General features: G+C 58.4%; 31 protein-coding genes. 3 read left to right on the forward strand and 28 right to left on the reverse strand.

The window, feature by feature from the left end; all coding sequences use genetic code 11:
- Positions 1-9 precede the first annotated feature (9 nt).
- Positions 10-789, reverse strand: a complete 780-nt coding sequence (fpr, locus tag BLU48_RS19195; protein WP_003172178.1) for a ferredoxin-NADP reductase — start codon at positions 787-789, stop codon at positions 10-12.
- 125 nt (positions 790-914) lie between these two features.
- On the opposite strand from fpr, the gene BLU48_RS19200 reads away from it, so the two are divergent.
- Entirely contained in the window at positions 915-1,841 is a 927-nt protein-coding gene (locus BLU48_RS19200) for a LysR family transcriptional regulator (RefSeq protein WP_057021865.1), read from the forward strand.
- 3 nt (positions 1,842-1,844) lie between these two features.
- On the opposite strand, the gene BLU48_RS19205 is transcribed toward BLU48_RS19200, so the two are convergent.
- From BLU48_RS19205 to BLU48_RS19215, 3 genes are all read right to left on the reverse strand, one after another.
- The gene (locus BLU48_RS19205) at positions 1,845-2,207 is read right to left on the reverse strand and encodes a diacylglycerol kinase (protein WP_043048897.1); all 363 of its coding nucleotides are present in this window, start codon (positions 2,205-2,207) and stop codon (positions 1,845-1,847) included.
- Positions 2,208-2,282: 75 nt separating this feature from the next.
- Entirely contained in the window at positions 2,283-2,933 is a 651-nt protein-coding gene (gene erdR, locus BLU48_RS19210) for a response regulator transcription factor ErdR (protein WP_046071233.1), read from the reverse strand.
- Positions 2,934-3,185: 252 nt separating this feature from the next.
- Complete coding sequence (locus BLU48_RS19215; RefSeq protein ID WP_057021864.1) at positions 3,186-3,905, reverse strand: tRNA-uridine aminocarboxypropyltransferase; 720 nt, start codon at positions 3,903-3,905, stop codon at positions 3,186-3,188.
- A gap of 179 nt (positions 3,906-4,084) precedes the next feature.
- Here BLU48_RS19215 and BLU48_RS19220 point away from each other — a divergent pair, with 179 nt between their 5' ends.
- Both BLU48_RS19220 and BLU48_RS19225 read left to right on the forward strand, forming a co-directional pair.
- Complete coding sequence (locus BLU48_RS19220) at positions 4,085-4,519, forward strand: PA3611 family quorum-sensing-regulated virulence factor (RefSeq protein ID WP_043048893.1); 435 nt, start codon at positions 4,085-4,087, stop codon at positions 4,517-4,519.
- Positions 4,520-4,811: 292 nt separating this feature from the next.
- Complete coding sequence (locus tag BLU48_RS19225) at positions 4,812-5,924, forward strand: LOG family protein (RefSeq protein ID WP_056847464.1); 1,113 nt, start codon at positions 4,812-4,814, stop codon at positions 5,922-5,924.
- A gap of 62 nt (positions 5,925-5,986) precedes the next feature.
- Here the strand turns inward: BLU48_RS19225 and recX are convergent, their stop codons facing one another.
- From recX to BLU48_RS19350, 24 genes are all read right to left on the reverse strand, one after another.
- On the reverse strand, positions 5,987-6,454 hold the full coding sequence (gene recX, locus BLU48_RS19230) for a recombination regulator RecX (RefSeq protein ID WP_057021863.1): 468 nt from the start codon (positions 6,452-6,454) through the stop codon (positions 5,987-5,989).
- An 8-nt stretch (positions 6,455-6,462) separates the two neighbouring features.
- On the reverse strand, positions 6,463-7,521 hold the full coding sequence (gene recA, locus BLU48_RS19235) for a recombinase RecA (RefSeq protein ID WP_005785454.1): 1,059 nt from the start codon (positions 7,519-7,521) through the stop codon (positions 6,463-6,465).
- An 83-nt stretch (positions 7,522-7,604) separates the two neighbouring features.
- Positions 7,605-8,105, reverse strand: a complete 501-nt coding sequence (locus BLU48_RS19240) for a CinA family protein (RefSeq protein WP_046071230.1) — start codon at positions 8,103-8,105, stop codon at positions 7,605-7,607.
- A gap of 82 nt (positions 8,106-8,187) precedes the next feature.
- Positions 8,188-8,688, reverse strand: a complete 501-nt coding sequence (locus tag BLU48_RS19245) for a lysis system i-spanin subunit Rz (protein ID WP_057021862.1) — start codon at positions 8,686-8,688, stop codon at positions 8,188-8,190.
- Positions 8,676-9,227: a glycoside hydrolase family 19 protein gene (locus BLU48_RS19250; protein ID WP_057021861.1), complete on the reverse strand. Its 552-nt coding sequence runs from the start codon at positions 9,225-9,227 to the stop codon at positions 8,676-8,678. The genes BLU48_RS19245 and BLU48_RS19250 overlap by 13 nt, the downstream gene beginning before the upstream one ends.
- A 180-nt stretch (positions 9,228-9,407) precedes the next feature.
- Complete coding sequence (locus BLU48_RS19260) at positions 9,408-9,761, reverse strand: hypothetical protein (RefSeq protein ID WP_057021859.1); 354 nt, start codon at positions 9,759-9,761, stop codon at positions 9,408-9,410.
- Entirely contained in the window at positions 9,758-10,852 is a 1,095-nt protein-coding gene (locus BLU48_RS19265) for a hypothetical protein (RefSeq protein WP_057021858.1), read from the reverse strand. The genes BLU48_RS19260 and BLU48_RS19265 overlap by 4 nt, the downstream gene beginning before the upstream one ends.
- Positions 10,853-10,920: 68 nt before the next feature.
- A complete protein-coding gene (locus BLU48_RS19270; RefSeq protein WP_057021857.1) occupies positions 10,921-11,133 on the reverse strand; it encodes a hypothetical protein in 213 nt (70 codons plus the stop codon).
- Entirely contained in the window at positions 11,126-11,482 is a 357-nt protein-coding gene (locus BLU48_RS19275) for a hypothetical protein (protein ID WP_057021856.1), read from the reverse strand. Before BLU48_RS19275 ends, BLU48_RS19270 begins: the two co-directional genes overlap by 8 nt.
- Positions 11,479-12,405: a pyocin knob domain-containing protein gene (locus BLU48_RS19280; protein ID WP_057021855.1), complete on the reverse strand. Its 927-nt coding sequence runs from the start codon at positions 12,403-12,405 to the stop codon at positions 11,479-11,481. The genes BLU48_RS19275 and BLU48_RS19280 overlap by 4 nt, the downstream gene beginning before the upstream one ends.
- 135 nt (positions 12,406-12,540) lie before the next feature.
- A complete protein-coding gene (locus BLU48_RS19285) occupies positions 12,541-13,269 on the reverse strand; it encodes a hypothetical protein (RefSeq protein ID WP_124356024.1) in 729 nt (242 codons plus the stop codon).
- Positions 13,269-13,658 (reverse strand): hypothetical protein, encoded by a 390-nt coding sequence (locus tag BLU48_RS19290; protein WP_057021853.1) that lies wholly within the window; start codon positions 13,656-13,658, stop codon positions 13,269-13,271. The genes BLU48_RS19285 and BLU48_RS19290 overlap by 1 nt, the downstream gene beginning before the upstream one ends.
- A complete protein-coding gene (locus BLU48_RS19295; protein WP_057021852.1) occupies positions 13,658-17,374 on the reverse strand; it encodes a TipJ family phage tail tip protein in 3,717 nt (1,238 codons plus the stop codon). The genes BLU48_RS19290 and BLU48_RS19295 overlap by 1 nt, the downstream gene beginning before the upstream one ends.
- Before the next feature lie 59 nt (positions 17,375-17,433).
- Entirely contained in the window at positions 17,434-18,042 is a 609-nt protein-coding gene (locus BLU48_RS19300; RefSeq protein ID WP_043048875.1) for a tail assembly protein, read from the reverse strand.
- Positions 18,043-18,074: 32 nt separating this feature from the next.
- Complete coding sequence (locus tag BLU48_RS19305; protein WP_057021851.1) at positions 18,075-18,707, reverse strand: tail assembly protein; 633 nt, start codon at positions 18,705-18,707, stop codon at positions 18,075-18,077.
- 33 nt (positions 18,708-18,740) lie between these two features.
- The gene (locus BLU48_RS19310; RefSeq protein ID WP_057021850.1) at positions 18,741-19,514 is read right to left on the reverse strand and encodes a C40 family peptidase; all 774 of its coding nucleotides are present in this window, start codon (positions 19,512-19,514) and stop codon (positions 18,741-18,743) included.
- Positions 19,515-19,516: 2 nt separating this feature from the next.
- Positions 19,517-20,200, reverse strand: coding sequence for a phage minor tail protein L (locus BLU48_RS19315; protein WP_057021849.1), 684 nt, complete (start codon positions 20,198-20,200; stop codon positions 19,517-19,519).
- Positions 20,201-20,251: 51 nt separating this feature from the next.
- Positions 20,252-20,590: a phage tail protein gene (locus tag BLU48_RS19320; protein WP_057021848.1), complete on the reverse strand. Its 339-nt coding sequence runs from the start codon at positions 20,588-20,590 to the stop codon at positions 20,252-20,254.
- Between the two features lie 28 nt (positions 20,591-20,618).
- Positions 20,619-21,779 carry a phage tail tape measure C-terminal domain-containing protein gene (locus tag BLU48_RS19325; RefSeq protein ID WP_057021847.1) on the reverse strand — a complete coding sequence of 387 codons (1,161 nt, stop codon included), beginning with the start codon at positions 21,777-21,779 and terminating at the stop codon, positions 20,619-20,621.
- A gap of 62 nt (positions 21,780-21,841) precedes the next feature.
- A complete protein-coding gene (locus BLU48_RS19330; RefSeq protein ID WP_057021846.1) occupies positions 21,842-22,096 on the reverse strand; it encodes a hypothetical protein in 255 nt (84 codons plus the stop codon).
- A gap of 29 nt (positions 22,097-22,125) precedes the next feature.
- Positions 22,126-22,476, reverse strand: a complete 351-nt coding sequence (locus BLU48_RS19335) for a phage tail assembly chaperone family protein, TAC (protein ID WP_057021845.1) — start codon at positions 22,474-22,476, stop codon at positions 22,126-22,128.
- An 8-nt stretch (positions 22,477-22,484) separates the two neighbouring features.
- Complete coding sequence (locus BLU48_RS19340) at positions 22,485-22,976, reverse strand: phage tail tube protein (RefSeq protein WP_057021844.1); 492 nt, start codon at positions 22,974-22,976, stop codon at positions 22,485-22,487.
- 92 nt (positions 22,977-23,068) lie between these two features.
- The gene (locus BLU48_RS19345; RefSeq protein WP_228391189.1) at positions 23,069-23,266 is read right to left on the reverse strand and encodes a hypothetical protein; all 198 of its coding nucleotides are present in this window, start codon (positions 23,264-23,266) and stop codon (positions 23,069-23,071) included.
- 65 nt (positions 23,267-23,331) lie between these two features.
- On the reverse strand, positions 23,332-24,342 hold the full coding sequence (locus BLU48_RS19350) for a contractile injection system protein, VgrG/Pvc8 family (protein ID WP_057021843.1): 1,011 nt from the start codon (positions 24,340-24,342) through the stop codon (positions 23,332-23,334).
- Position 24,343 lies beyond the last annotated feature (1 nt).

Below are 24,343 nucleotides of genomic sequence, written 5' to 3' on the forward strand. Positions count from 1 at the left end.
GACTTTGTATTATTTCTCGACGAACGCACGCTCAATCAAGTAATCACCCGGCTCACGCATCCGGGGCGAAACCTTCAGACCGAAGCTGTTCAACACTTCGCTGGTCTCGTCCAACATGCTTGGGCTGCCGCACAGCATGGCGCGGTCATCCTCGGGGTTGATCGGCGGCAGGCCGATGTCGCTGAACAGCTTGCCGCTGCGCATCAGGTCGGTCAGGCGGCCTTCGTTTTCGAACGGCTCGCGGGTCACAGTCGGGTAGTAGATCAACTTTTCACGCAGGGCCTCGCCGAAGAATTCGTTCTGCGGCAGATGCTCGGTGATGAATTCGCGGTAGGCGACTTCGTTGACGTAACGCACGCCGTGGCACAGGATCACTTTTTCGAAACGCTCGTAGGTTTCCGGGTCCTGGATCACGCTCATGAAGGGCGCGAGGCCAGTACCGGTGCTGAGCAGGTACAGGTGCTTGCCCGGCTTTAAATCGTCAAGCACCAGGGTGCCTGTCGGTTTTTTGCTGATAATGATCTCGTCGCCTTCCTTCAAGTGCTGCAATTGGGAAGTCAGCGGGCCATCGGGCACCTTAATGCTGAAAAACTCCAGATGCTCTTCCCAGTTCGGGCTGGCAATCGAGTAAGCGCGCATGAGCGGGCGGCCGTTGGGCTGTTGCAGGCCGATCATCACGAACTGACCGTTCTCGAAGCGCAGGCCCGGATCGCGGGTGCACTTGAAGCTGAACAGAGTGTCGTTCCAGTGATGAACACTGAGGACACGCTCGTGGTTCATGTTGCTCATGTACGGGGGACTCCTGGAAATGGGTCTGCGCCAAAGATACAGATGCGCAATTGCACAGCATTCTAATGGCGGCGACAATATCTGTTAACTGGATTATTAAGATAAGGGTTATCGGTTATATCGATATGCGATTTACTCTCCGTCAACTGCAAGTCTTCGTCGCCGTCGCCCAGCAGGAAAGCGTCTCCCGCGCTGCTGGCCTTCTGGCCTTATCTCAATCTGCCGCCAGCACATCGATCACCGAGCTGGAGCGTCAATCCAGCTGTCAATTATTCGACCGCGCCGGTAAACGCCTGAGCCTCAACGCCCTCGGCCACCAGCTGCTGCCCCAGGCCGTGGCGTTGCTGGACCAGGCCAAGGAGATCGAGGACCTGCTCAACGGCAAGTCCGGCTTCGGTTCCCTGGCGGTCGGTGCCACCCTGACCATCGGCAATTACCTGGCGACGCTGTTGATCGGCAGCTTTATGCAGCAACACCCCGAGAGCCAAGTGAAGCTGCACGTGCAGAACACTGCGCATATCGTGCATCAGGTGGCGCACTATGAAATTGACCTGGGTCTAATCGAAGGCGACTGCAGCCACCCGGATATCGAGGTGCAAACCTGGGTGGAGGACGAACTGGTGGTGTTTTGTGCGCCGCAGCATCACCTGGCCAAGGGTGGCGTGGCAAGCATGGAGGAGTTGACCCATGAAGCCTGGATCCTGCGGGAACAAGGCTCGGGCACGCGCCTGACCTTCGACCAGGCCATGCGTCATCACCGCAGCGCGCTGAATATCCGCCTGGAGCTGGAACACACAGAGGCGATCAAACGGGCGGTGGAATCTGGTTTGGGGATTGGTTGCATTTCGCGGCTGGCGCTACGCGATGCGTTCCGCCGTGGCAGCCTGGTGCCGGTGGAAACCCCAGATCTGGACCTGGCCCGGCAGTTCTACTTCATCTGGCATAAGCAGAAGTACCAGACCTCGGCCATGCGCGAGTTCCTGGAGCTGTGCCGCGCCTTCACTGCGGGGGTGCAGCGCAGCGACGAGATCGTACTGCCGAGTATCGCTTGATGCTCAGACGAGGATCACCGCCCACACCAGGGTGATCATGGTCAGCGCCACGAATTGCGCGGCGCTGCCCATGTCCTTGGCATTTTTCGACAAGGGGTGGCGGTCCAGGGAAATGCGGTCGATAGCCGCTTCCACCGCGGAGTTGAGCAGCTCGACGATCAGGGCCAACAGGCACACCGCAATCAGCAGTGCCCGCTCAACCCGGCTGACCTGCAGGAAAAAGCTCACTGGGATCAGGATAACGTTCAGCAACACCAACTGACGGAATGCCGCCTCGCCAGTGAAAGCCGCGCGCAGGCCATCCAGGGAATAGCCCCCTGCATTGAAGATACGTTTGATACCGGTTTGACCCTTGAAAGGCGACATAGATGTAGGCAACTGAACCAAAGAAGTGGGGAAGCTAGATCACGCAAAGTCAAAAAAGCGTGAAGCGGTTGTAACTTAATGCTGCGAAATTGACTCAAGTTGTTGCAACAGCAGTGCCGCCTGGGTTCGCGTACGCACCCCCAGCTTGCGGAAAATCGCTGTCACGTGTGCCTTGATGGTCGCCTCGGACACGCTCAGCTCGTAGGCAATCTGCTTGTTCAGCAGCCCCTCACAGACCATGGTCAACACGCGAAACTGCTGGGGAGTCAAGCTGGCCAGGCCATCACGGGCAGCCTTGGCTTCCTCGGACACATTGATTTCTTCAAACGCCTGGGGTGGCCACGAAACATCGCCATCCAACACCGCGCGCACGGCTTTCTGGATATCTTCCATCGCGCTGGACTTGGGAATGAAACCGCTGGCACCAAACTCCTTGGAGCGCACTACCACGTCGGCTTCTTCCTGGGCCGAAACCATCACCACAGGAATTTGTGGGTATTGCCCGCGCAGCAGCACCAGGCCCGAGAAACCGTAGGCGCCCGGCATATTCAGGTCGAGCAATACCAGGTCCCAGTCGGATTTTTCGGTGAGGCGGGCTTCGAGTTCGGCGATGCTGGCCACTTCGACCAGGCGTACATCAGGACCAAGGCCCAGGGTTACCGCCTGATGCAGTGCGCTGCGAAACAGCGGGTGGTCATCGGCTATCAGGATTTCGTATGTGGCCATTGGTTAAATGATCCTGTTTTTTATGGGAGCCCTGATGGGTTCAGGGTTCACCAATACACAAGGCGACGGCCAGGCAGCTATCGCCACAGGGCTCGCCCAACGCCAAAAGCACATGAAATGACGTCGAGCATTCACGGTTGCGCCCCAATCGGCGCCCAGCATGCCCAGCGCAGCCTGGAGGGTCAAGCGCTACGCCCGTGGGCATTCTAGCGGGTGGCGGGTTCAGGGTGCCATCATGCAAACGTCGTCTGGCTAGACTGCCGGTATATAGGGTGCAAGGCGCGTATGGACAGCGTCCATCGGGTCCAAGGGCATTTGGAACTTGGCTGCCAGGTAATGGGCGCTGAATACATCGAGGTAGGCGTCCAGCACTTCGCTTGCAGTCAAGTCTTCGGCCAGCTCCAGACACAGCGCCGCCACCTCGGCAGTACAGAAATGGTCATCACGCTTGGAACGCCGCAGCTTGTAGCGCGATAACTGCTCAGGGGCCAGGCTTAGGACTGGCAAATGCTCCAGGTAGGGGCTTTTGCGAAACATCTTGCGCGCTTCGCTCCAAGTGCCATCCAGCAGGATAAACAGCGGACGCTTGCCCTCCTCCACGCGAACTTGACTGACCACCCGTTGCGGCGCCACAAACTCGCCGGGAAATACGATGTATGGCTGCCACTGCGGGTCAGCCAACAACGTCAGCAAATCAGGATCCACCTCGGTACGTGACCAGGCATATGCCGTGGTGTCGCCGATTACATCGGCAATCAGCCAGCCCGTGTTGCTCGGCTTCATCGGTTCAACGTCGTGCATCAGCAGGCACATGGCTGACCTGGCCGCGACTTTGGGCCGCCAGGCGCACAAGCAATATTCGGGAATCACCCGACAGCCGGGGCAGCGCTCAGCCCGGGAACCACGATTGAGAAACGGCCTGATGGCACGCGCCAGGCGTTGGGTGCGCAAGCGGGAAACGGCGTGGCTCATCGGGCACGCGGCGAAGAAAAGGAAATCGACACGGAACAAACTCGTGAAAAACAGAAGTGCCCGCAGTTTACCAGCGATACGCCTGGCTGTAGTGGCAAGGGCTCACCTATAATTGCGCGCCACTGAACGCACAGCGCAGTGGCTGGTCTATGCACCAGTAACCGAATCAGGAGAGTTTAATGCTGCGTTCCATGCTGCGCCTTGTTGCCCCATCCGTCGCCCTTGCGTTGGCCTTGCCTATGGGCGCCCATGCGGCCTCGCTGCTGGAGGCTCAAATGAACAGGAAGCTGCAAAGCGTCGCGGCTGAAAGCAATAAGGACCTGCCCCGGGAAATCGATGAAAAGACCCTGGAAGTGGCCTACACCGTCGAAGGCATGCAGCTGATTGATCACCTCAGCGTGCTACCTGATCGCGCCGAACAGATGCGCGCCAACCCCAAGGCTGTGTACTTCCAGCTGGGCCGCAGTGTGTGCACCAACCCGGGCTATCGCGAGCTGATGGCCAAGGGCGCGGTGATGCGCTACGAAATCACCGAAAACAAGACCAACCGTCCTGTAGCGTCGGTCAAGTTTGTTGAGGCCGATTGCCCGGCGCCGGCAAAGAAGAAAAAGTAACCATTGCTGACTCCTCACGCGCTGCTGTCCAGTAGCGCGTATGCCCCCGCTGCGTTTCCTGCCAACAACCGAACTTCGTGATGGGTGACCAATAAGCGGTTGCCAGCCAAGGGTTTTTCAGCCCATGATCAGCCATCCCATACGCCCATCCACAGCAGTTTCAATGCTGTTCTGTAGTACTTTCAGGGCAAGAAAGGCCTGCCCTCCTGCGGCATGTCGCGACACATGCAGTGTCGTGGCCCCGACGACGCTCTCGTCGACTACCCAGGCCCTGCAAAGAAGGAGAAGTTGAATGCCTTATGAATCGAATGAGCAATTGCTTCGTCATTTTGAAGAAAACGGGACCGACCTCACGCAGCAGGTCGACGCGCAAATCCAGCTGATCGCCCCTAATAGCCCAAATATCCCCCTTTATCGCGACATGATCCTCACCGTCCTGCGCATGGCCCAGGACGACCGCGACCGCTGGAACGCCAAGATCACCCTGCGCGCCATCCGCGAACTGGACCACGCCTTTCGTGTACTCGAACAGTTCAAGGGGCGGCGCAAGGTGACAGTATTCGGCTCGGCACGCACACCTGTGGAAAGCCCATTGTATGCGTTAGCCCGAGAAGTGGGCGCTGCGTTGGCGCGTTCCGACCTGATGGTCATCACCGGCGGCGGCGGCGGTATCATGGCCGCAGCCCACGAGGGCGCGGGCCTGGAGCACAGCCTGGGGTTCAACATCACCCTGCCGTTTGAACAGCACGCCAATCCGACCATCGATGGCACCGAAAACCTGCTGTCCTTCCACTTCTTCTTTACCCGCAAGCTGTTCTTCGTCAAGGAAGCCGATGCGCTGGTGCTATGCCCGGGTGGTTTCGGCACCCTGGATGAGGCACTTGAAGTGTTGACCCTGATTCAGACCGGTAAGAGCCCACTGGTGCCGGTGGTATTGCTGGATGCACCGGGTGGTGGGTTCTGGCAAGGCGCCCTGGACTTTATCCGCAGCCAGTTGGAAGCCAATCGCTATATCCTGCCCACCGACCTCAAGCTGATCCGCCTGGTCTACAGCGCCGAGGAAGCGGTGGACGAAATCAACCAGTTTTACGCCAACTTCCACTCTACCCGTTGGTTGAAGCGTGAGTTTGTGGTGCGCATGCACCATCCCCTCAGCGACCATGCCTTGGCCCATTTGCAGGAAGAATTTGCCAGCCTGCGGCTCAGTGGTGAGTTCCAGCAACTCGCCTATACAGGTGAAGACCACGACGAACCGCGATTCAGTCATTTGACCCGCTTGGTGTTCAACTTCAATGGCCGCGATCAGGGGCGGCTACGAGAGTTGGTGGATTACATCAACCTCCCGGAAAACTGGGCGCAGGCTCAGGGCAAGACGCAGCAACGGGTGACGCCAGAACCCGCGTGACTTTATTGCAGGCGAAAAAAAAGGCCCACTATTTTCATAGTGGGCCTTTTGTTTTGTAGCGTTCAATCGTCCATATCTCGACCGCTTAACAAGCGACTGATCATGTCCATGGAAAACCCACGATAACTCAGAAAACGACCTTGCTTCGCACGCTCCCTGGCATCTATCGGAAGGTGACCGGCAAACTTGCGACGCCAGGTGTCTTCCAACTGCGACTGCCAACTGATACCGCATTCACGTAGCGCGAGGTCGATATCGGCACGTTGCAGGCCACGCTGGCTCAGCTCTTCGCGAATTCGCACTGGGCCATAGCCAGATCGCGCGCGGTAAGACACAAAGCTTTCAAGGTAACGGGCTTCCGACAACAGCCCCTCTTCCGTCAACCGGTCAAGGGCTGTTTCGATCATCTCAGGCTCTGCGCCGCGCTGACGCAATTTACGCGTCAGCTCGACTCGACCATGCTCGCGGCGAGCGAGCAGGTCCATCGCAGTGCGCCGAACGGCGACGAGTGTATCCAGTACCACAGTCATCGTTTGCTTCAGATGTCAGTGTCTGCTTCTTCCATTTCGTCAACCGGCTCGCGGTTGGCGGCAGCTTTCACGTCCGGCGCTGGGGTCAGCAGCTTATCGCGAATCTGCTTCTCAAGCGTGGCGGCGATATCCGGGTTGTCTGCCAGGAACTTGGCGGAGTTGGCCTTGCCCTGACCGATCTTGCTGCCGTTGTAGGCATACCAGGCACCGGATTTCTCGACGAAACCGTGCAGCACGCCCAGGTCGATCATCTCGCCGTTCAGGTAGATACCCTTGCCGTAGAGGATCTGGAACTCGGCCTGACGGAACGGAGGAGCCACCTTGTTCTTCACAACCTTGACGCGGGTTTCGCTACCGACAACCTCATCACCTTCCTTCACCGCGCCAGTACGTCGGATATCCAGACGGACCGAAGCGTAGAACTTCAGCGCGTTACCACCCGTGGTGGTTTCCGGGCTGCCGAACATCACGCCGATCTTCATACGGATCTGGTTGATGAAGATCACCAGGCAGTTGGCGTTCTTGATGTTACCGGTGATTTTACGCAGCGCCTGGGACATCAGGCGGGCTTGCAGGCCCACGTGCATGTCACCCATTTCGCCTTCGATTTCAGCCTTGGGTACCAATGCGGCCACGGAGTCGACCACGATCACGTCGATGGCGTTGGAGCGCACCAGCATGTCGGTGATTTCCAGGGCCTGTTCGCCGGTGTCCGGCTGGGAAACCAGCAGGTCGTCGACGTTGACGCCCAGCTTGCCGGCGTACTCAGGGTCCAGGGCGTGCTCGGCGTCGACGAATGCGCAGGTCGCTCCCATCTTTTGCGCCTGGGCGATCACCGACAGAGTCAGGGTGGTTTTACCGGAAGATTCAGGACCGTAGATCTCAACGATACGGCCTTTTGGCAGGCCGCCAATGCCGAGCGCGATATCCAGACCCAGAGAGCCAGTGGAAATAGCCGGGATCGCCTGACGGTCGTGATCGCCCATACGCATTACGGCACCCTTGCCGAATTGACGTTCGATCTGACCCAGGGCCGCAGCCAAGGCTTTCTTCTTGTTGTCGTCCATTAAAGTCCTCACGTAATCAATAAGGCCTGACGGCCAACACCTGTATAAGTAGACAGTATTGTTCCACAAAGATACGGGATCGCCTACCCCTGTTTTTCTATTTCTGCTGCAGCTCGTCGCAACAAGCCCTCCAGCGCGGCCTTTACCGTTTGTCGGCGGACGTCATCGCGGTTGCCGGGAAAGTGCGCAAGCTCGGCCGTGACCTCGTCACCTACTGCAAAGGCCAGCCAGACAGTACCGACCGGCTTGTCCGGCGAACCGCCATCCGGGCCGGCAATACCGCTGACCGCGACGGCAAAGCGCGCCAGGCTTTTTTCCTGCGCGCCACGGGCCATGGCCTCCACCACTTCCTGGCTGACGGCGCCTACTTTGGAGAAAAGTTTTTCCGGCACGTTCAACTGCCGCGTCTTCTGCCGGTTGGAATAGGTGACATAGCCCGCCTCGAACCAGGCCGAACTGCCCGGTATCCGCGTAATGGCCTCGGCAATCCCGCCGCCGGTGCAGGACTCGGCAGTGGTGACGTGAGCATTGAGCACCTGCAAACGACGACCAAGGTCGGCAGCCAGTTGAGTGATTTCCTTCACGGTCTTCTCCAGGAATGAGCGAGGGGTTCGCCTACCCTACAGGAGCTTATCGACCATGCAAGATAGAGAGTGCATCAAGAGGCTAACGTGCGACGGCCTGCACATACACCTGGCAGGCACGCAGGGCGATCAGGGCGCTGTCGCCGTCGTCGGTGATGCGGATAATTCGCTGAGCATGCGCCGGGTCAAGTCGGGCTCGCGGGGCTGCATGAACCAGGCTGCCGGCGGTGGTGGTGGCTGGCACTGTACAGCCACTGGCGGAATCGGCGGCGTCGAAAAGGACTGACAACCGCACATCAGCAGTGGCCAGGCGATCACGCAGAGCAGCTTGGTTGCGTTGGGCATCGTTCATCTCCTGGGTGTGTTGGTGGTCGTTGGCGTTGAGTTGTTGCTCAAGGGCCAGGCGCTTTTCCTGTTCCGCCCTCTGCTGGCTCAGCGCCGCCTGGTTTTGCTGGTTCAACGTTTGCAAATGGGAAGCGGCCTGATGCTCCAGCTGCGCACCATATCGCCAGGCCTGCAACTGCCACACCAGCGCCATGAGCAGGCCTATGCCGATCCACCGCAACACACTTAGGAAACGCATAGCACCGCCTTCGCCCGCGCCCACAACTGCAAGCGGTCCTCCAGGCCGTTGAGTCCGCCGTTGATACGCCGGGTAATGGTGGTGAACTGGTTTTTGTCAGCCAGTTCGTTGAGCCCGTTGCTTTGCCAGAACCAGGCGGCGGATTCACAGGCCCATTGCGGTTGTTCCAATAAATGGGGTTGCCTCAACAAGCGATCATCACCAAACAGTGCCTGACTGCAAGCGAGGTAATTGCGACGCCCCGTGATCTGGATCAGCCCCCTGCCCCGGTACCTTTGACCGTCACCATCTGCTTCGGGGGTATTACCCAAGCGTGCGGCCAAGTTACCGGTGTCGTACTTGCTGAGGTATTGATCGCTGCCTAGTTCTCGGACGTAGCGCAGCTCGGCGGACTCATGGCCGATCTGGGCGAGAAACGCGGCGATGCGCTTGGGCGTGTTGATGTCCCAATTCAGCATGGCCGAATTGATAGCAGATATGAAAATGCCCGCTTGAGAGCGGGCATTCGGGAACATTTGCTGGAACTGATCGAGCGTCATGTGAGGACCTTGCCACGCGCCTCCGCCCGGGCCGCCAGAACATTTTCGGGTATGGGTGTGTTTTCCTCAAGGAACCTCAAGCTGTACCAGTCGGTAGAGGCAAGATAAGCGCGGGCCTCACGGGAGTCCGCCTGCGCCTGGAGGTCTTGCAGTGTCTGGTTTTTTTCCAACTTCGACAGATCAAACATCGTTCAGACCCTCAACAGGTTTGGCCAGGTGGGTGGGCGGATCAATTGGCTCAACCGGGAAAGGAACGGGCCCGGCCGATACCTGGAGTCTGCCGTTCTGCCACATATAAGCTGGTGCACCTGCGTTAACGGCCAATTTCAAGGTCAACTCGATCTCACCGTTGCGACGACTGACGGGCCCTGCGAACAACTCATGTCCGATGGCGGACATGGGCAGGGTCATCCCGTCAGGGATCAGTGAAAGATCAATCCTTTCGCCGTTCAGGATCAGTGTTTCGCCCTCGACGATGGCCGTCGTGGGAATAGCGGTGCCAAGAGGCCGAAAAGGAACGTGGTGAATAATCATGCGTGCCATCTCCCGATTGCCGTCACTGTCACGATATTGTTCAGCGTCCGGTCGGACATAAAAAAGTAGGAACCACTATTGCCGTAGCACCTGGCCGACATGTCCCAGTCAACCGACGGGTAAATGTTGGGGAACACCGCCACAGGCGTGTCCGCGAAAGCCGCCAGCCATGCAACGTTGCGCGTGACACCAGCGGTATAGCCGGTAAACCGCTGCTGACAGATTTGCAGGCCGCCGGCAAAGCGGAAGTACCAGTTATCGAGCGCACCACCACGCTCGATCAGCCCGGAGTTAATTGGCAAAGCACCCGAAGGGCCAGCATTGAGCACCCCGGAAATCGCGTTGCCGTTATGAAGAATGCTGCGCCAGTTGGGCGCAGCCGCGCCTGGGTTGACACTGAACTGGCGAAAGTGAATACCATCCCCCGATACCGCCATGGACAATTGCGCACGCCACTGCGGATCATGGCCCCAGGCCTGGGACAGCACACTGACTGCAGTAAACCCCGGCACTCCGTCCGGGTGACCGTAATAACTGTACAGACCCGTATTGGCTTTATTCGGCGAGGCTGTTTGCGCCGCCGACAACCCAATCAACTCCCCCGGTGTTGCACCTGGCCCGGTCCCCAGGGCGAAGACCGACGTGTTGATTTCGGCACGCCACGGAGACCACAGACCGTCGCCACGTCGACCCCGAGTAAAAACCGATTCATCGAGCATGGCCTTCGCGGTTTGCCACACATAACCGCCGGAGTTAGCAACCTGCAGAATCTGTACAAACGGGTTAGGCAGGTTGATGCCGCCATTGCCGAATTGAAACAGACCACTGACTCGAGGCAACTCATTGGCATCATCCGTGGGCTGTTTTGAAATCGGTGTGCTGCCCCAACCTGCATGCCCCATCATTGACACCCGCCCTGGGGTGAAGTCGTCGCTGCCGGTCACCACGTTTTGAGTGGCTGCCGTACCCAACTGAGCCTGGCGGGCAAACAACTCCTGGGTCATTGCGTTGATCTTGATACTGGCGCTGCGCGGTGTGTCACCACCGACGCCAGTGGGTGCCGCACCAATATTGATTTCCTGTCGTGCCATGTGGACTCTCCATAGTCAGTGCAATAAAAAACCCGCTAAAAAGCGGGTACGGGGTATCTGCGTCATTCTCAGGGCAGATGTTTTTCACCAAGCCGGTAGATCGTGGCGCGTGCCGCATTGCGAGCAGCCTGGATGTCGGCAGGCATGAGAATGCCCTCCTCCATCTGCGCCAACGCATACCAGTCACTGTCCCTGAGGTAGCCATGGGCCTGATCCAGGGCGAGATCATCTTCCAGCTCCTGGGCGCTCTTTATTTTTTGCAACTGGCTGACATCAATCATGGATCACCTCTTCCAGGGAGGGTGCTGACCACTCTTCAGTTATTGCCGAGGTGGGTACTTCAACTGGCCCATTAGAGATCACCTCAATGATCCCAGGCTCCGCCGGGTTTCGCAGCCACAGCGGGTCATCCCACTTGACCGGCAATTTAAGCGTCAGGGTCAGGTCGCCGCCGATACGTGCGACGGTATCGACAAAACAGTCACTGTCCATGGCACTGGCCAGAAGGCGGTATCCGTCCGGGATGACCGAAAGATCAAAATCCCGACCATTGACCGTGATCACTTCATCGTGCACAGAGACCTTCAGCGGCTCATCCGTCAAGAAGGGAAACAATTTGATCCTGATCATTTCCAGGCTCCCCATACAGTCACGGCGTTTTGGAAACTTTGAGCTGTCGAGCCATTTCTGATGATGATGTCCACCGCACTGGTCCCGTTGACGTAGCAGTTCAACGCGCCGAAATGTTCATAAGTCATCTGAGGCTGCGGATTTACATAAACACTGCCACTGCCCAATACGATTGCTACCGGCAAAGCAACCGTCACCACCGTAGGCTGATTAGGTGGCAATACCGCACTGACCGGACTATAGCCCTGAATGCAGATCTGGCCGTTGATGTACTTGCTGATATTCCAACCGCCTACCACTGTTTTATTCATTAACCCGAGACCCGATACTGGATCGCCCTCGGCATTGGCGCCGGTGTACAGACGCGCCCATGCTGTCCATGTGCCGTTAGCATTGACTCGCCTGAACGCTGTGTTAGTGGTGTCGGGGTTGACCCACTCTTGGGTGGAGTACACGGCCGACAAATACTTGTGCGACAAAAAGCCGTAACTGTTAGGACCGTTGGGGCCGGGAATATTATTGCCGTAGTACTCCCCAGTGGCCGCCAATGCGTCCGCACTGGTGGTCAGTATCTTGACGACACCGCCCACGCCAAAATCACCCGCCTTGATAACTTGCGTCCAGGCTTTGCCCGCTGCGGCCCCCTGCAAGAACTGACGCTCCCAGGTCATATTTTCCAACAGGCTATAGGCAATTTGCCGCACATACCCACCTGAGCCGGAGAGCACCTGAATAATGAATACGTAAGGGTAAGGCAGGGAGATACCACCATTCCCGAACATGAACAGCCCATTCACAATAGGTAAGTTATCGGCACTTTCGGTGGGTTGCATGACGATGGGGGTAGTCCCTCCCCAGCCATTGGCTTTTGCCAAGGTATAACCATTGTAAAGCTCATAGGTCATCGCATTGATCTTGGTCATCGCACTACGCGAAGTGTCTCCGCCTATCCCGCTGGGGAGTGCGCCAAGATTGATTTCTTGTCGTGCCACTTGAGTATCCCAAATAGAAAAAATCGCAAATGTGTGGTATTCGAAAACACCGTCAACTTGGAAGTGTCAGTTGTAATAGCGCTCAATAGGAAACTTACAGACTGGAATTGAAAAACAAGTCACACCCAAATTATCAATATTAATTGAATCACCCAAGGTCGAACGTTGAACGCTCACACGCACCCTACGTTCATTACCCGTCATCATATGCAAAGAGGCATACTGCGCGTGATTAACAAACCAGCTCATCCCTCTATCCATGCTGGAGACACTCAAGTAGTCATCTGCATCCATAACCAAACCACTATCCCATGTATCAAAATAGTTTACGGATTGACTATAAGACCAACTTTTTGTAAACCGGCTATAGCGAACAACCCGATCACTTGACGAGAAATCTACGTTGGCGTGTTCATCATAAATCTCCATGCCGTAAGCGCTCTTACTTCTCTGATCAGCATACTTACACGACACGTATTCCATAAGATGATTCTGAAGGTATTTACCGCCCATGGTGCCAGACGTAACTTTGAATCCCGTCCATCCACCTGGCCCACCGAGTATCGTAGTGTAAAGGCTCAAGCTCGGATGGCTGGGCGTGATAATTCTTAAAAATATCTGGGGTGGCTCTTGCGTTAGAATCGGCTTTGCAAAATTGGCAGCACCATAACCCGGCCTATCTGTATATCTAGACTGGATTCTGAACTGCCCCCGCTCAGAGAATACCAACACCTTATTGTCGCTACTGATGACTACATCGCCCGTGCTATTTGCTGCCAAAAGTCCATAAGCCATCAGGTCACCCTCATCACTTCAACGACACATTCAACCGTCCTGGCTGACCAGTAATATTTATAGCGATGACCGTCATACACGCCGTAATTCAACCATGTGCGTATACCTATCTGGGTCCCCCCCAGTTCTTTATAGGTAGGAAGAACAGGCCAACTATCAGATATTGTCTGGTCATACCCGGCGTACTTTCTGGGCGTAATGAGAACGAAACATTTAGCGGGGTCATAACCTGGCACATCCATGATGATATCGTAGTTACTTCTCACACCTCCGCCGCCGGCAGTAATAGCCGGAATAATCTTCGAACTAAGACGTTGGATCGTAAAATCCTCCATACCCAAAGTCTTTACGCCAAGGCTATCGAAAACATTCAATCCATACTCCGCCATTACGACAACCTCCCGACCATAGTTCGCTTCACGCCGCCAGCATCAAATACCGCCAAGCCATCATTATTGAGCAAGGCAGAACCACCTCCTCCCGCGCTACGAAGGGTAAAAGTACCCGCCTTGACATTAATCTCAAGCAGCGGCAGGCCATTTGCATCCTTGGTTTCAGACGTCAGGGTCATACCCAAAACGATGTTCTGGATAAATGCCGTGTTAATAACCGCCGTATTGATAAATACTTGGCCGTTATCGACTACGAACGGCGTCACCAACGCCCCCCCCACTTCATCAACCACCGAAAAGCGCTGGGCGAAAGCAATGATCTCAGCGGTATCACCATCGGCCCCCAGGGCAAGACCCGCTATTACCTTCTTGCCGTTCTTGCTGGTCTCGACCTTGAGCGTCTTCATGGCCGAGACCTTGCCATCGGTAGTAGCCAATACCCGGTTGGTCTCCTGAATATTCGAGTTGTTTTTTCCAGCCTCCACTCGAACATTTTCGAGTTTCTCACCCTGCGCCTTATCCGCAGCGGTCAACAGGTTGACCTGGGAAGTGAAGGTCGAAGCGTTGGCGTCTACCTTGGTACTCAAGGTCGTTACCCTAGACGCCAGAGCCTGGGTGACGGTTGCCGACGTTTTCGCCACATCCAGGATGCTTGCGGCGTTTTGTCCCACTTTGGCTTCCAGCCCATCGGAGCGTTGTGATTGCGCGAAGTCCCGCTCTGCAATCGCCGACATCAGCGACCAAACACCTACTGACGATGTATCGTCGCCGACACTCCCAGCCTCATCCCCGACAGAGCCGGATTTGACCAAGGCGTAGACACCATCAAGTTTCTCGGAGGTAGCCTTGACCCTGCCGTCTACCGCCTCTACGGCGCTGGAGTTCTTGCTGATTTCCAACGCCATGGCGGCATTGGTTTCGGCAACGGTACCTACATCGAACCAATAACCAGGGTTTGGCGGTGGAGTATTGGCAGGCACGGCAATGATCGCCTGAAACAAATGCTGTCCCCGGCGGACCATGTCACCTTTTGTATAGGGCTTCGTGAGCTCGTACTCCAAGGCATCGGAAACTTCAGCAATCAAATCCTGAAATTCCTTCTTCGCCTGGGCCAACCGATCATTCACCGATCCTGGCCCAGCCCCCCCGATAAGATCAATTTCCTGACGCAAGCTCTCGTACAGCGCTCCCTTGCCAATGGTGTTGGCAAAATATTCGTCGTATTCAGTCTGATCAGAGCTTGCACGGCCATTCACAGCCCCGTTCACCGGGTAAAAAGCCCCGATGTTGCCGGTGCGGTCCACCAGCCTTGCCCAGAAAAAAAGTGATGTACCGGCACCCAGGCCCATCAACGTCAGTTCGCTTTGCGGATACGCGTAATCCCCCAACTTGGTCGCCATCGCCAGGTCGGCAGTCTTTCCATACCAGACCTCCGTGCGCTGCAAATCCGCCGTGCTCACCCCCTGCGGAATCTGCCATTTCACCTTGATCGCAAACACCAACGATTCCGTCGTCAGCGCTGCCACGATCGGCGGCAGTGTGGTCTTGCCGTTAAGTACGGTCTCTACAGACTCGCTATAGAGGGAGCCGATATCCAGCGCGTTGATCGCCCGCACCTTGGCCACATAACGCCCGGCATAAATGCCGGACACCTCGATAGAACTACCACCCGTGCGGCCAGCGTAGACCCATTCGCCGTCGTTCTTGCGCCAGTAAGCCTCATAGGCGATGGCATTGGCCGCCCGCTGCCACTCGATGGTCATGACATTGACCGCGCTGCCTTGCTCAACAAAATGGTCATTGCTGACCGTCACGCCGGTCGGGCCCGCTTGCACGCTCGGCGGGATCACGGTGATGGGTGGGCTGTCGATTTTCGCGCCGTTGTCGATGGCCGCGAACTTGCTCGGCACGTGCTTGACCGCGCTGAGGCTATATTTGATTTCGTCATTCGAAAAGTCTTCGGAAATCGACAGCACGCGGAACTGTTGCAAAGCCAGGGTCGCGGAGTCGATGGCCCAGATCGATTGAGCCGGGGGCAGTTCGTCGAGCTTGGTTTGCAACACAACCAACTGCTCATCCGCACCTGCGGCGCTGACGGATTTGACCTCACGGGACACGGCCTTGCCGTTGGGCATCACCAAGGTAATGGTGTCGCCCGCCGTGGCGCTGACTTCGGCATCCAGGGTCAGGCTGTCGAGGGTCGCATCCCGCAGGCGCCCGCCAATGCGGCGGCCGGCGCGGTCGTTGTCGGCCACGCGAATGATCTGGCCGGGGCGTGCCAGGGTGCCGTCGAGGCCGACCGCGAAAGTCACGCTTTCGGTTTCCAGGCGGTTGGTCAGCAAGGCCCATTTGCCGATGCGCTGGGCTTGGGCCTGGGACGTGCAACCGGTGGCACTGATTTCGGTTTGCTGGATGCCATAGCGCGCGATGCCTTCGGCGTCGTCGACGTACTGCACCTTCTGGCGATAGAAATCCGTCGGGTCATTCCAGCTGACCAGGGCGACGGTGTAGCGAGTCTTTTTCGCTGACCCGCCGTAGATGAATTGGCCACCAATGACGTTGGCGTTGGAGTAGGTGTAGACCGGGTCTTCCGGCATATCTGCTACTGCCATCACCGAACCTGCGCCCCAATAGGCCATGCCGCGGAAGGTGGTCGCCAGGTCCTGCAGCACCTTCAGGGCATCGGCACGCACCGACAGGTACAAGTTGCAGGTGAAGCGCGGTTCGGTGCCGCCCTTGCCATCGGACACTGGCTGGTCGCAATACTGGCCGATGCGGTATAGCTCCCACTTATCCACTTGGCCGGCGTTGAGCAGGTGGCCGAGGCCGTAGCGTTGGTGCAACAGCAGGTCGTAGTAGATCCAGGCCGGGTTGTCGGTCCAGGCGGATTTGAACGTGCCGTCCCACACGCCGCTGTAGGTGCGGGTTTGCGCGTCGTAGTTGCTCGGCACCTTGATGATCCGCCCGCGCAGCTCGAAGGAACGCGAGGGAATCGATTGGAATTGCGCGGCATCGAATTGCAGGCCGATCAGCGCCGAGCCCGGGTAGCGCAGCTTGGCGTCGATCACCTCGGTGGACGACTCCACGGTGGTGGTATCGGCGATCGCGCCACTGGTGGAGTTCGGTGTGATCCGGCGTACACGCAGGGTCCAGCTGTTTTTTGCCGGTGGCAGATCAACCCGGTGGGAGCGTTCGTACTTGGTGGTGGTTTTACCGCTGAAGGCTGCCGCCAGTACCTGCACGAAGGCGCCGCCATCGGTGGCTAGATCAATAGCGTATTGCACCGTGTAGCCGTTGGTGTCGCCGTTGCTGGTGTTGGTCTGCGACAACCGCGTGACAGCCAGGCGAACCCGCACCGCCGACAGTTGCAGGTTGGAATAGGACTTGGTCCAGGGCTGATCGCTACGCAGCTCGACGGACACCGGGCTTTCGTTTTCCACGGCAGGGAAGCCTGGGATGTGCGTCTGGTCCTGGCTGCCGTTGCGTGTATCGAGGGTCACGCCACTGAAATTGAGGCTGCCATCGGCGTTGGCCAGTGGCGTCTCGTCGAGAAATACCGAGCGCTTATCGTTTTTCAAACCGACAATCTCGCCTTCGCTGACGAGATCGAGGATACGGGCATAGGCCGTACTTTGCAGGCTGTCTGGCGCCTCTACGGAGGGACGGGGCTTGGACGCGCCGCCTTTGCTGCCAGCGAGAGTGAGGTCAGTCATGGCTTTCCTTCAGGCGAAATAAAGCCCGCACTCGGCGGGCTGGGTGAAAAGGAGAACGGTTAGAGTTGGTCCTGGGCGTAGATGCCGGCACTGATCACAGCACTGCCGACGACCAACTCGCCGTATAGCAAGCCGACCGGATTGCCCTGGGCGTTGGTGTTGACCGGGCCGTTGAAGCTGTAGCTCGGGCGGTTATTAGGACTGTCCTGGGCACCAAGCCCTTTGGGGGGCGGTGACAACATCTGCATGACACCGCCCATCGCCATGGACGCCCCCGCCATCAACATCATGCTGGCAGCCGGCCCCGTCAGGAAACCAAACGGGTTGTAATACGCCACCGCGATCAATACCGCACCGATAATAGTCTGCAACCCGCCTGCGCGCTTGGAGCCGGTCAATACCGGCGCGATGCGGATCACGTCCTTGCCAAGGGGCTTTTGAATATCGTCTTCGGCGATGTTGCGCTTGCCGTTGAATACGGCAAAGCGCAAACCTTTATCAGCGCTCTGCAGCATGTAGCGCTCAAAGCCAGGAAACTGTTTGAAGTAGCCCATTACATCCTTGAAACCACCTGCGGTGGTCACGCGATGTTCTCGACCGAAAAGCCTGGCGAGCGAGCCTGATAGCAGCACCGTTCGCATCGTATGTTGTTCGACTGCCAATCCCATGAGCACTCTCCTGATCATCTTCAAAACGTTGGCTAGAGCTGATCCTGCGCATAGATACCCGCACTGACCACCGCACTGCCCACCGTCAGCTCGCCATACAGCAAGCCCACCGGGCCGCCCTGGATGCTGGTGTTGACCGGGCCGTTGAAGCTGTAGCTGGAGCGGTTATCCGGGCGGTCCATGGTGCTCAGCCCCTTGGGCATCGGCGACATCAACTGCATGACGCCGCCCATGGCCATGGAAATCCCCATACTCGCGGCGAAGGTCCAGCCAGTGGTGGATGAAGCGCCGATCAAGGTCGAGGAGCTACCGGAAGCGGCGAGGCCACCAGAGAAATACGACGCCGCGACAATCAATGCGACCCCGATAATGGTTTGCATCGACCCTGCGCGCTTGCTGCCCATCAGCACCGGGGCGATGCGGATATCCGAGGTTCCGGAAGGTGCGTTGAGCCGGTCCTGGCCGATATTGTCGCAGCCCAGGAAAATCGAGTAGGTCACGCCGCGGTCCTTGGACTCCATCAGGAAACGCTCGAACCCGGGCACCAGGATGCACAGCGCGTGAATCGCTTCCGAGGCGTTCCTCACCGCCAGCCGATGCACTCGGCCAAAGCTGGCGCCCAGGCTGCCGTAGAGGCGCACCGTTCGGACTTTTTCATGATGCATGGCATCCTCCAGGCGAATGATCCGCCGATGTGGTTAGTGTTCGGCCCGCAGGCCATGTCGCCAATAGCTGACCGTCACCTCGCCCCAATAGCCGCCGTAGGTATCGCGCTTGCTATCGCGACCATACAGGTGGTGCAGGATGGAACCAGGGGCCGGGTAATGCTCGGGTTCGCTTTGCAGCACGCCGTCGGCCAGGTAGATCGCGGCATGGTTGGGCACTGGCGACCGAATCTGCATCAGCACGATATCGCCCTGTTGCAGTTGGCTGACTTGCATAAAACCGGCGGCCGGCAGGTTGTCCAGGTAGAGATTGCCGCCCTTGTCCCACCAGCCGTCTTCGCGCTGATAATCGCCGAGTTCGATGCCCAACTCGCGGCGGTAGTAGTCGAGGATGATGCTCAGGCAGTCATGCACGCCGTGGGCGAAAGCGCGACCGATCAGGGGCGCCTGGTAGCCATTCGGCGTGCAACTGGCCCATTCACCGGTACACACCTGCCCGTCGTCCCCCTTGCGCACTTCGACAATGTGCCAAGGCAACCCTGAGGCTTCACACGCCACGCGGTCCGCTTCACTGGGCGTCGCCGGGCAATCGGGATGGCTGTGCACCACCGCAAGGATTTCGCCATGCTCTTCGGCGGCGGCATAGTCCTCGGGTGCCAGGCGAAAGTGTTCGCTGGGCGTGCTCGCCGTATTGCGACACGGCACATACACACGCTTGCGCCCTTCGCGAATCATCAGGCCACAGCACTCATGGGGGTAGTCGGCCACGGCGTGTCGGGCAATCGCCGCCAGGTTGGTCTTGTTCATGTTCAGCTCCGCAACAGGCCCGCAGCCGGAAATGAACCGTAGGGCAGTGGGTTGTTCTCGCCGAAACGCAGCTTGCAGCTGGTCAGCCGCCCACCGCATTTATCCTTGGCCGCATCCGTGACGATCACGTCATTGGCATCCGCCACCGGGCCGCCGTTGTAGCCGCAATAGGGGCCGCGGTAACCGCCGCAGCTGAGCCACCAACACACATTGGCGACGATCTGCCGACGGGGCAGTTGCACGCCATTGAAGTCCAGCGCGCTGGCCAGTTCGAACTTCACCGTCTCGCTGCTTTCCGCGACTTTGCGCTCGACGTACCAGATGTCCGGCGGCAGTTCCTCTTCCGGGTCCGCTTCGGGCTGGCCGTCGAGGTACTTGGCCAAGGTGCGGTGACGGATCAGCCGAGCGCCGACCAGGTCCTCGAAATACAACACCAACGCCGTGATGAAACCACCGACGTTACCTACGGCCAGCGTTGGCGTCGGTTGGGTGCCCTGCCCCGACATTTCAAAGCCCTCGGCCTGGATCGGCCAAGGTGAATATTCGTGACCCTGCCAGAAGATCGATGACTCCTGGGGGTAACCGTGAAACCGGTACAACTCGGCGCCCAGGGGGGTGGCATCGAGCTCGAAAAGCTCCACCCAGGCCCCGGGCTCCAGGGTCTGGATATCTGCTGTGATGGACATATGATTCTCCGGGCAAAGAAAACCCCGCACTACGGCGGGGTGGAGGCGGCGCTAGGGGTGGAAGGCTTGCTCGAACGTTGCCGTCAGAGAGTAGAGCCCGGCGCCCATGGGCGTTGGCTGGTAACCCTTGCAGCGATACAACGCAGGCGCTGCCAGTGGTGCGGTCCAGTTGAATGCCTTGGCGCCGGCATGGCGGTCGAGGAAAGCAACGATCGCTTTGATGCGCGCTTCGTCACCCACGAACGTCAGTGGCCAGGACTGGGTCTTGTTGTGGATCCCATCCGCAGCCGTTTGCTGGTAGCCGTCGCCGAACTTGGCCGACTTCAAGCGAAACTCGACGCTGCCGACGGGTTCCACCTTGGGCACCCAAGTGAAAGTTTCTGTGCTCATGTTTTCTCCAGGCGTAAGCCGTTGGTGGTCAGCGGCCGTTGATGGCCGACCAGATTTGCCCGCCCGGCTTGAGGTCACGGGCGATCTGTTCGGCAGCACCCTGGCGGGCGGAACCGGCATAGGCGCGGGCGACATTCTGGGCGTTGGTGTCGGTGCCCGAGCCCTGGCCGTCGGCAACGTTGATGGTTTGCTGGATCACCACCTGGTTGCTGCTAGTAGTGCCTGATTGACCGCCGCCCAGTGCGCGCACGCCCAGGGAGCCGTCGGCGCCACGGCTCAGAGGCATGATGGCTTCGGGGCCGGCTTCGCCGAAGAGGGCCATGGGGGCCAGGGTTGGGCCGGTCGCAATGGAGTTGGTGAATACACCTCCATTGGCATACTTAATGCCGGAGACATTGAGTTCATTTTGATACCCGCTTGGCCCCAGCACTGAACCTGCGGGAACAGAAGGGCTCAACCAACTGGTGATGGCCGAGCCGGCCAAACTGAACAACGACTTCAGGGCACTAGAGGCCGCCGTTTTGGCAGCCATCGCCGCCATGTCTTTAAGTACCGAGGTGGCAAAGTCTGAGAAGTTGAACTTCCCCGTAGTCGCAAACGTCAGGACCGCGGCATCCATCTTTTCAAAAGCACTGGCGAACACCGCCTTCGATTGCTCGGCTGCCGTACCTGCGCTAGTAGAATACTCTTTGAACGCGGCACTGGCGCCTTCGCGCCAATCATCGAGCAGCTGGGTCATATCGGCGAAATTACTTTTAACTTGCCCAGTTTTTTCTTCACTCAGAAGAGCCATCCCCTCCTGATCCGATGAAGCTGCATCCCCATACGGCCCACCCGTTGGAAACTTCAGCCCCGCCCGCTCGGTGTAACTGGACTGCGCCTCCAGCGCACCAACAAAATCATTCTGCGCACCCTGGCTCTGCTTGAGCACTTGCACCAGTTGCGCATTTTTCTGAATAAAATTTTCCGCCGCATCCGTGGCCGGGTCATAGGCCCTTTGAAAGCCCTTGAACTGGCCGGACGTGACCTGTAGCGCCGCTGCGGCAGAGGCGCTGACCTTTTTACTGGCGTCCTCGATCTTCTGCTGCATCTCGCGCATGCTGTTTTCGGTAATCCGCGACGCCTTCGCCAGGGCCTGCTCCAGGCTGCCGAGGTTGAGCGTCAGACTACCCTGGGAAGCAGTTGCCATAGGTTTCTCCGGGTCATGGATAAAACCCGTCGAAACGGGTTTCAAGGAAAGTGGCGTCGTCCTTAACGCCACTCGTTCATCGCACGTTCGAGCGACACACCCCGGCGCAGCTCGTGGGGCATGAAGTCAATCATTTCGGCCGTGCCGCCGCCCAGCCGGTGGGTCTGCAGCGCTATCAACGCGCTGCCCGCCTCCAGCCGCCTACCGGCGTGCAGGGAACCATATCGGTCGATATAGCGTCCCCAGGCCAGGGCTTCGTGATAGGTCATGCGTTCTTTGGCTTCGGTGATCGTGCGGCCGCCCACTCCGTTCAGCACCAGTTCGTGCCAGAACTCATCGGCGACCGTCAGCTCTTTGCGCCGCTACCCTGAGTGCCATTGACCTCATTGACTGCATTGAGGATCAGAAATCCCAATGACGGCTCAAGACCGAAAGCATCGTCGTAACTAAGGGCTTCATCGCCCTCAGCCCCCAACGATACCGACGCGGCGAGGTAGCTGGCGTTGCGGCTTTGTGACGACTCACCCTGGCTGAACAGACGCTCGATCACGCCGAACGACTGACGGCGGATGTGCAACGTGAAGGTATCGGTCACTTCCTTGCCGGTTTTGCTGTCCAGGTGCGTCCAGCTGATGTCTTTCTTCACCGGCAGGCCATCGACGATGCCGCCCTTGGCTTTCAGTTGTTTGAGGTTCATGGCGTCTCTCAGGCTTTCTTGATCCAGGCGCTTGCGCCGGTGCGTTGGATGGTGACGGTGGTAGTCACGACCGCGTTCAGTGCGAAATTGAACGGGAAGTCCGACACGTAGCCGTCGAAAGTGAACCAGGTGCGGGTCGCCGGCAGTTCAAAGCCATCGCCCTTGGCGTTCAGCGTGGGCAGCACGTCCTTGCCGTCGGACCAGCCCACCGCCCACTTCACACCGGTATCGCCCTTGGCTTCAGACAGCTGGTGCAGGCGGATATGGCTGGCGTTGGTCGGGTCGGCGTTCAGGCCCAGGCTCGCAGTGCCTGGGGTGCGCAAACCTTTCTTGTAGCTGCGCTCTTCGGCATTGAGGCTGGTGTCTTCAATCTGCTCGGCCGGCGCGCCACCAGGTTCGAATGAAGTGGCGTGCTCAATTTCCAGCACGGTGTAGGGCCCGGTGCCGGAGACCGGCGGGACGAGGGCAAAAATCTGGGTACCTTGGGTAAGAATCGACATCGAGTGTTCTCCATGAACAATAAAAAACCCGCGAAGGCGGGCTGTGGGGTGCAACGGCTGTGTTGCTGCGTGCAAGGCAGGTCGAGACGGGATCAGGGTGCCGGTTTGCCATCCAGGTAAGGCGGCGCATTCGGGTCCGGCTCTCGGCTCTTGATCAGGTCGACCAATGCCTGGTTGCTCTGGGCCAACAGTCGAATGGCCGCGTTGAGCGCCACCTGGCCATCGGTCTGGGTTTGCAGGGCGGCGATCAAGCGGTTGATCGCGGCCAATTCTTCGTCGTTCATAGGCATCTTGGTTCCTGTATCACGTCAGGTAGGCAGGGTGTGGGAGCTTCAACAGCGCGCAGCGATGACAATCAAGACGCCAACCCAGTGGCCATGATCGAACTGCGATACCCCGTCGCCGGGTCGCCAACGTGGGTCAGTTGGGTAATCGACCAGCGCCCCTGCATGTACGAAGGCCAGGTTTCATCCAGCACCAGCAAGCCTTCGGCAGCGAGCAACGGGTTACCTGGGCAATCGATCTGCAGCTTCAAACCTTCACGGCCCACTCGGCGCAGTTCGCCTTCGGCCACGGCGCGGGCTTCGGCTTCGTTCTGGCAGCGCTGACGCAAGGTCTTGAACGGGGCAATCCCGACCTGGACCACGCGCTGTTTGCCGGCGGCGGCGTCCCACCAGCTGACGCGGCTGCCCATGTATTTGGAGCGTGATTTTTCGTCGAGCTTGGCGGTAATGAAGGCATGCTCACCGGGCCGGTTGTCCTCGGTCACCGATAATTTCACTGGCGGCAATAGCTGACCGGAGAGTGACTTGGCCTGCCCCGCTTCGGCCAGTACATAGAGCTCGTTGAACGGTTTGGTGACCGCGTTGTAGCGCTTGGCCAGGCGAGTGATGAAGGCCATGTCGCTTTCATTGGACTGGTCGATGTGCGCAATCGCAATGCCGTCCAACGCGGGTGCCACTCGCGGTGAAAAACCATGGCGGCTGACCAGTTGGCGAAACAATGCCCCCAATGTCGTCGGCCCATGGCTGGCGGAGCGGCGCTGGCGATATCCGCTCTTATCCACCTCACTGAAGGGCGCGGCCGTGGCCACGATCATCAGGCGCATCGGAAACAACACCGGGGTTCTTTGGGTGACGACAAACTCGCCTTTTTCCACCAAGCCGGTTTCCTGGTAACCGACGCGCAGGCCGATCTTGCCGCTCAGGCTGGGCAACCCCTCCAGCCCTTCGATATTGAGGGTCAATTCCAGGCGGTCAGTCTGGATACCGGCAGCGTCGGTGTGGCTCCAGTGCATCAGGCGTTGATTGAGCAGCGCCGCGTTGGCGCCGTAGAACTCTACGATCGGGGTAAATCCCTGTGCCATG

The organism is Pseudomonas synxantha (assembly GCF_900105675.1).
GTDB classification, from domain to species: Bacteria; Pseudomonadota; Gammaproteobacteria; order Pseudomonadales; family Pseudomonadaceae; genus Aquipseudomonas; species Aquipseudomonas synxantha.

Bases quoted from the DNA above. Each gene is read 5' to 3' on its own strand.
- fpr (WP_003172178.1), bottom strand. From the start codon at position 789: ATGAGCAACATGAACCACGAGCGTGTCCTCAGTGTTCATCACTGGAAC.
- BLU48_RS19200 (WP_057021865.1), top strand. From the start codon at position 915: ATGCGATTTACTCTCCGTCAACTGCAAGTCTTCGTCGCCGTCGCCCAG.
- BLU48_RS19205 (WP_043048897.1), bottom strand. From the start codon at position 2,207: ATGTCGCCTTTCAAGGGTCAAACCGGTATCAAACGTATCTTCAATGCA.
- erdR (WP_046071233.1), bottom strand. From the start codon at position 2,933: ATGGCCACATACGAAATCCTGATAGCCGATGACCACCCGCTGTTTCGC.
- BLU48_RS19215 (WP_057021864.1), bottom strand. From the start codon at position 3,905: ATGAGCCACGCCGTTTCCCGCTTGCGCACCCAACGCCTGGCGCGTGCC.
- BLU48_RS19220 (WP_043048893.1), top strand. From the start codon at position 4,085: ATGCTGCGTTCCATGCTGCGCCTTGTTGCCCCATCCGTCGCCCTTGCG.
- BLU48_RS19225 (WP_056847464.1), top strand. From the start codon at position 4,812: ATGCCTTATGAATCGAATGAGCAATTGCTTCGTCATTTTGAAGAAAAC.
- recX (WP_057021863.1), bottom strand. From the start codon at position 6,454: ATGACTGTGGTACTGGATACACTCGTCGCCGTTCGGCGCACTGCGATG.
- recA (WP_005785454.1), bottom strand. From the start codon at position 7,521: ATGGACGACAACAAGAAGAAAGCCTTGGCTGCGGCCCTGGGTCAGATC.
- BLU48_RS19245 (WP_057021862.1), bottom strand. From the start codon at position 8,688: ATGCGTTTCCTAAGTGTGTTGCGGTGGATCGGCATAGGCCTGCTCATG.
- BLU48_RS19250 (WP_057021861.1), bottom strand. From the start codon at position 9,227: ATGACGCTCGATCAGTTCCAGCAAATGTTCCCGAATGCCCGCTCTCAA.
- BLU48_RS19260 (WP_057021859.1), bottom strand. From the start codon at position 9,761: ATGATTATTCACCACGTTCCTTTTCGGCCTCTTGGCACCGCTATTCCC.
- BLU48_RS19265 (WP_057021858.1), bottom strand. From the start codon at position 10,852: ATGGCACGACAGGAAATCAATATTGGTGCGGCACCCACTGGCGTCGGT.
- BLU48_RS19270 (WP_057021857.1), bottom strand. From the start codon at position 11,133: ATGATTGATGTCAGCCAGTTGCAAAAAATAAAGAGCGCCCAGGAGCTG.
- BLU48_RS19275 (WP_057021856.1), bottom strand. From the start codon at position 11,482: ATGATCAGGATCAAATTGTTTCCCTTCTTGACGGATGAGCCGCTGAAG.
- BLU48_RS19280 (WP_057021855.1), bottom strand. From the start codon at position 12,405: ATGACCAAGATCAATGCGATGACCTATGAGCTTTACAATGGTTATACC.
- BLU48_RS19285 (WP_124356024.1), bottom strand. From the start codon at position 13,269: ATGGCTTATGGACTTTTGGCAGCAAATAGCACGGGCGATGTAGTCATC.
- BLU48_RS19290 (WP_057021853.1), bottom strand. From the start codon at position 13,658: ATGGCGGAGTATGGATTGAATGTTTTCGATAGCCTTGGCGTAAAGACT.
- BLU48_RS19295 (WP_057021852.1), bottom strand. From the start codon at position 17,374: ATGACTGACCTCACTCTCGCTGGCAGCAAAGGCGGCGCGTCCAAGCCC.
- BLU48_RS19300 (WP_043048875.1), bottom strand. From the start codon at position 18,042: ATGGGATTGGCAGTCGAACAACATACGATGCGAACGGTGCTGCTATCA.
- BLU48_RS19305 (WP_057021851.1), bottom strand. From the start codon at position 18,707: ATGCATCATGAAAAAGTCCGAACGGTGCGCCTCTACGGCAGCCTGGGC.
- BLU48_RS19310 (WP_057021850.1), bottom strand. From the start codon at position 19,514: ATGAACAAGACCAACCTGGCGGCGATTGCCCGACACGCCGTGGCCGAC.
- BLU48_RS19315 (WP_057021849.1), bottom strand. From the start codon at position 20,200: ATGTCCATCACAGCAGATATCCAGACCCTGGAGCCCGGGGCCTGGGTG.
- BLU48_RS19320 (WP_057021848.1), bottom strand. From the start codon at position 20,590: ATGAGCACAGAAACTTTCACTTGGGTGCCCAAGGTGGAACCCGTCGGC.
- BLU48_RS19325 (WP_057021847.1), bottom strand. From the start codon at position 21,779: ATGGCAACTGCTTCCCAGGGTAGTCTGACGCTCAACCTCGGCAGCCTG.
- BLU48_RS19335 (WP_057021845.1), bottom strand. From the start codon at position 22,476: ATGAACCTCAAACAACTGAAAGCCAAGGGCGGCATCGTCGATGGCCTG.
- BLU48_RS19340 (WP_057021844.1), bottom strand. From the start codon at position 22,976: ATGTCGATTCTTACCCAAGGTACCCAGATTTTTGCCCTCGTCCCGCCG.
- BLU48_RS19345 (WP_228391189.1), bottom strand. From the start codon at position 23,266: ATGCCTATGAACGACGAAGAATTGGCCGCGATCAACCGCTTGATCGCC.
- BLU48_RS19350 (WP_057021843.1), bottom strand. From the start codon at position 24,342: ATGGCACAGGGATTTACCCCGATCGTAGAGTTCTACGGCGCCAACGCG.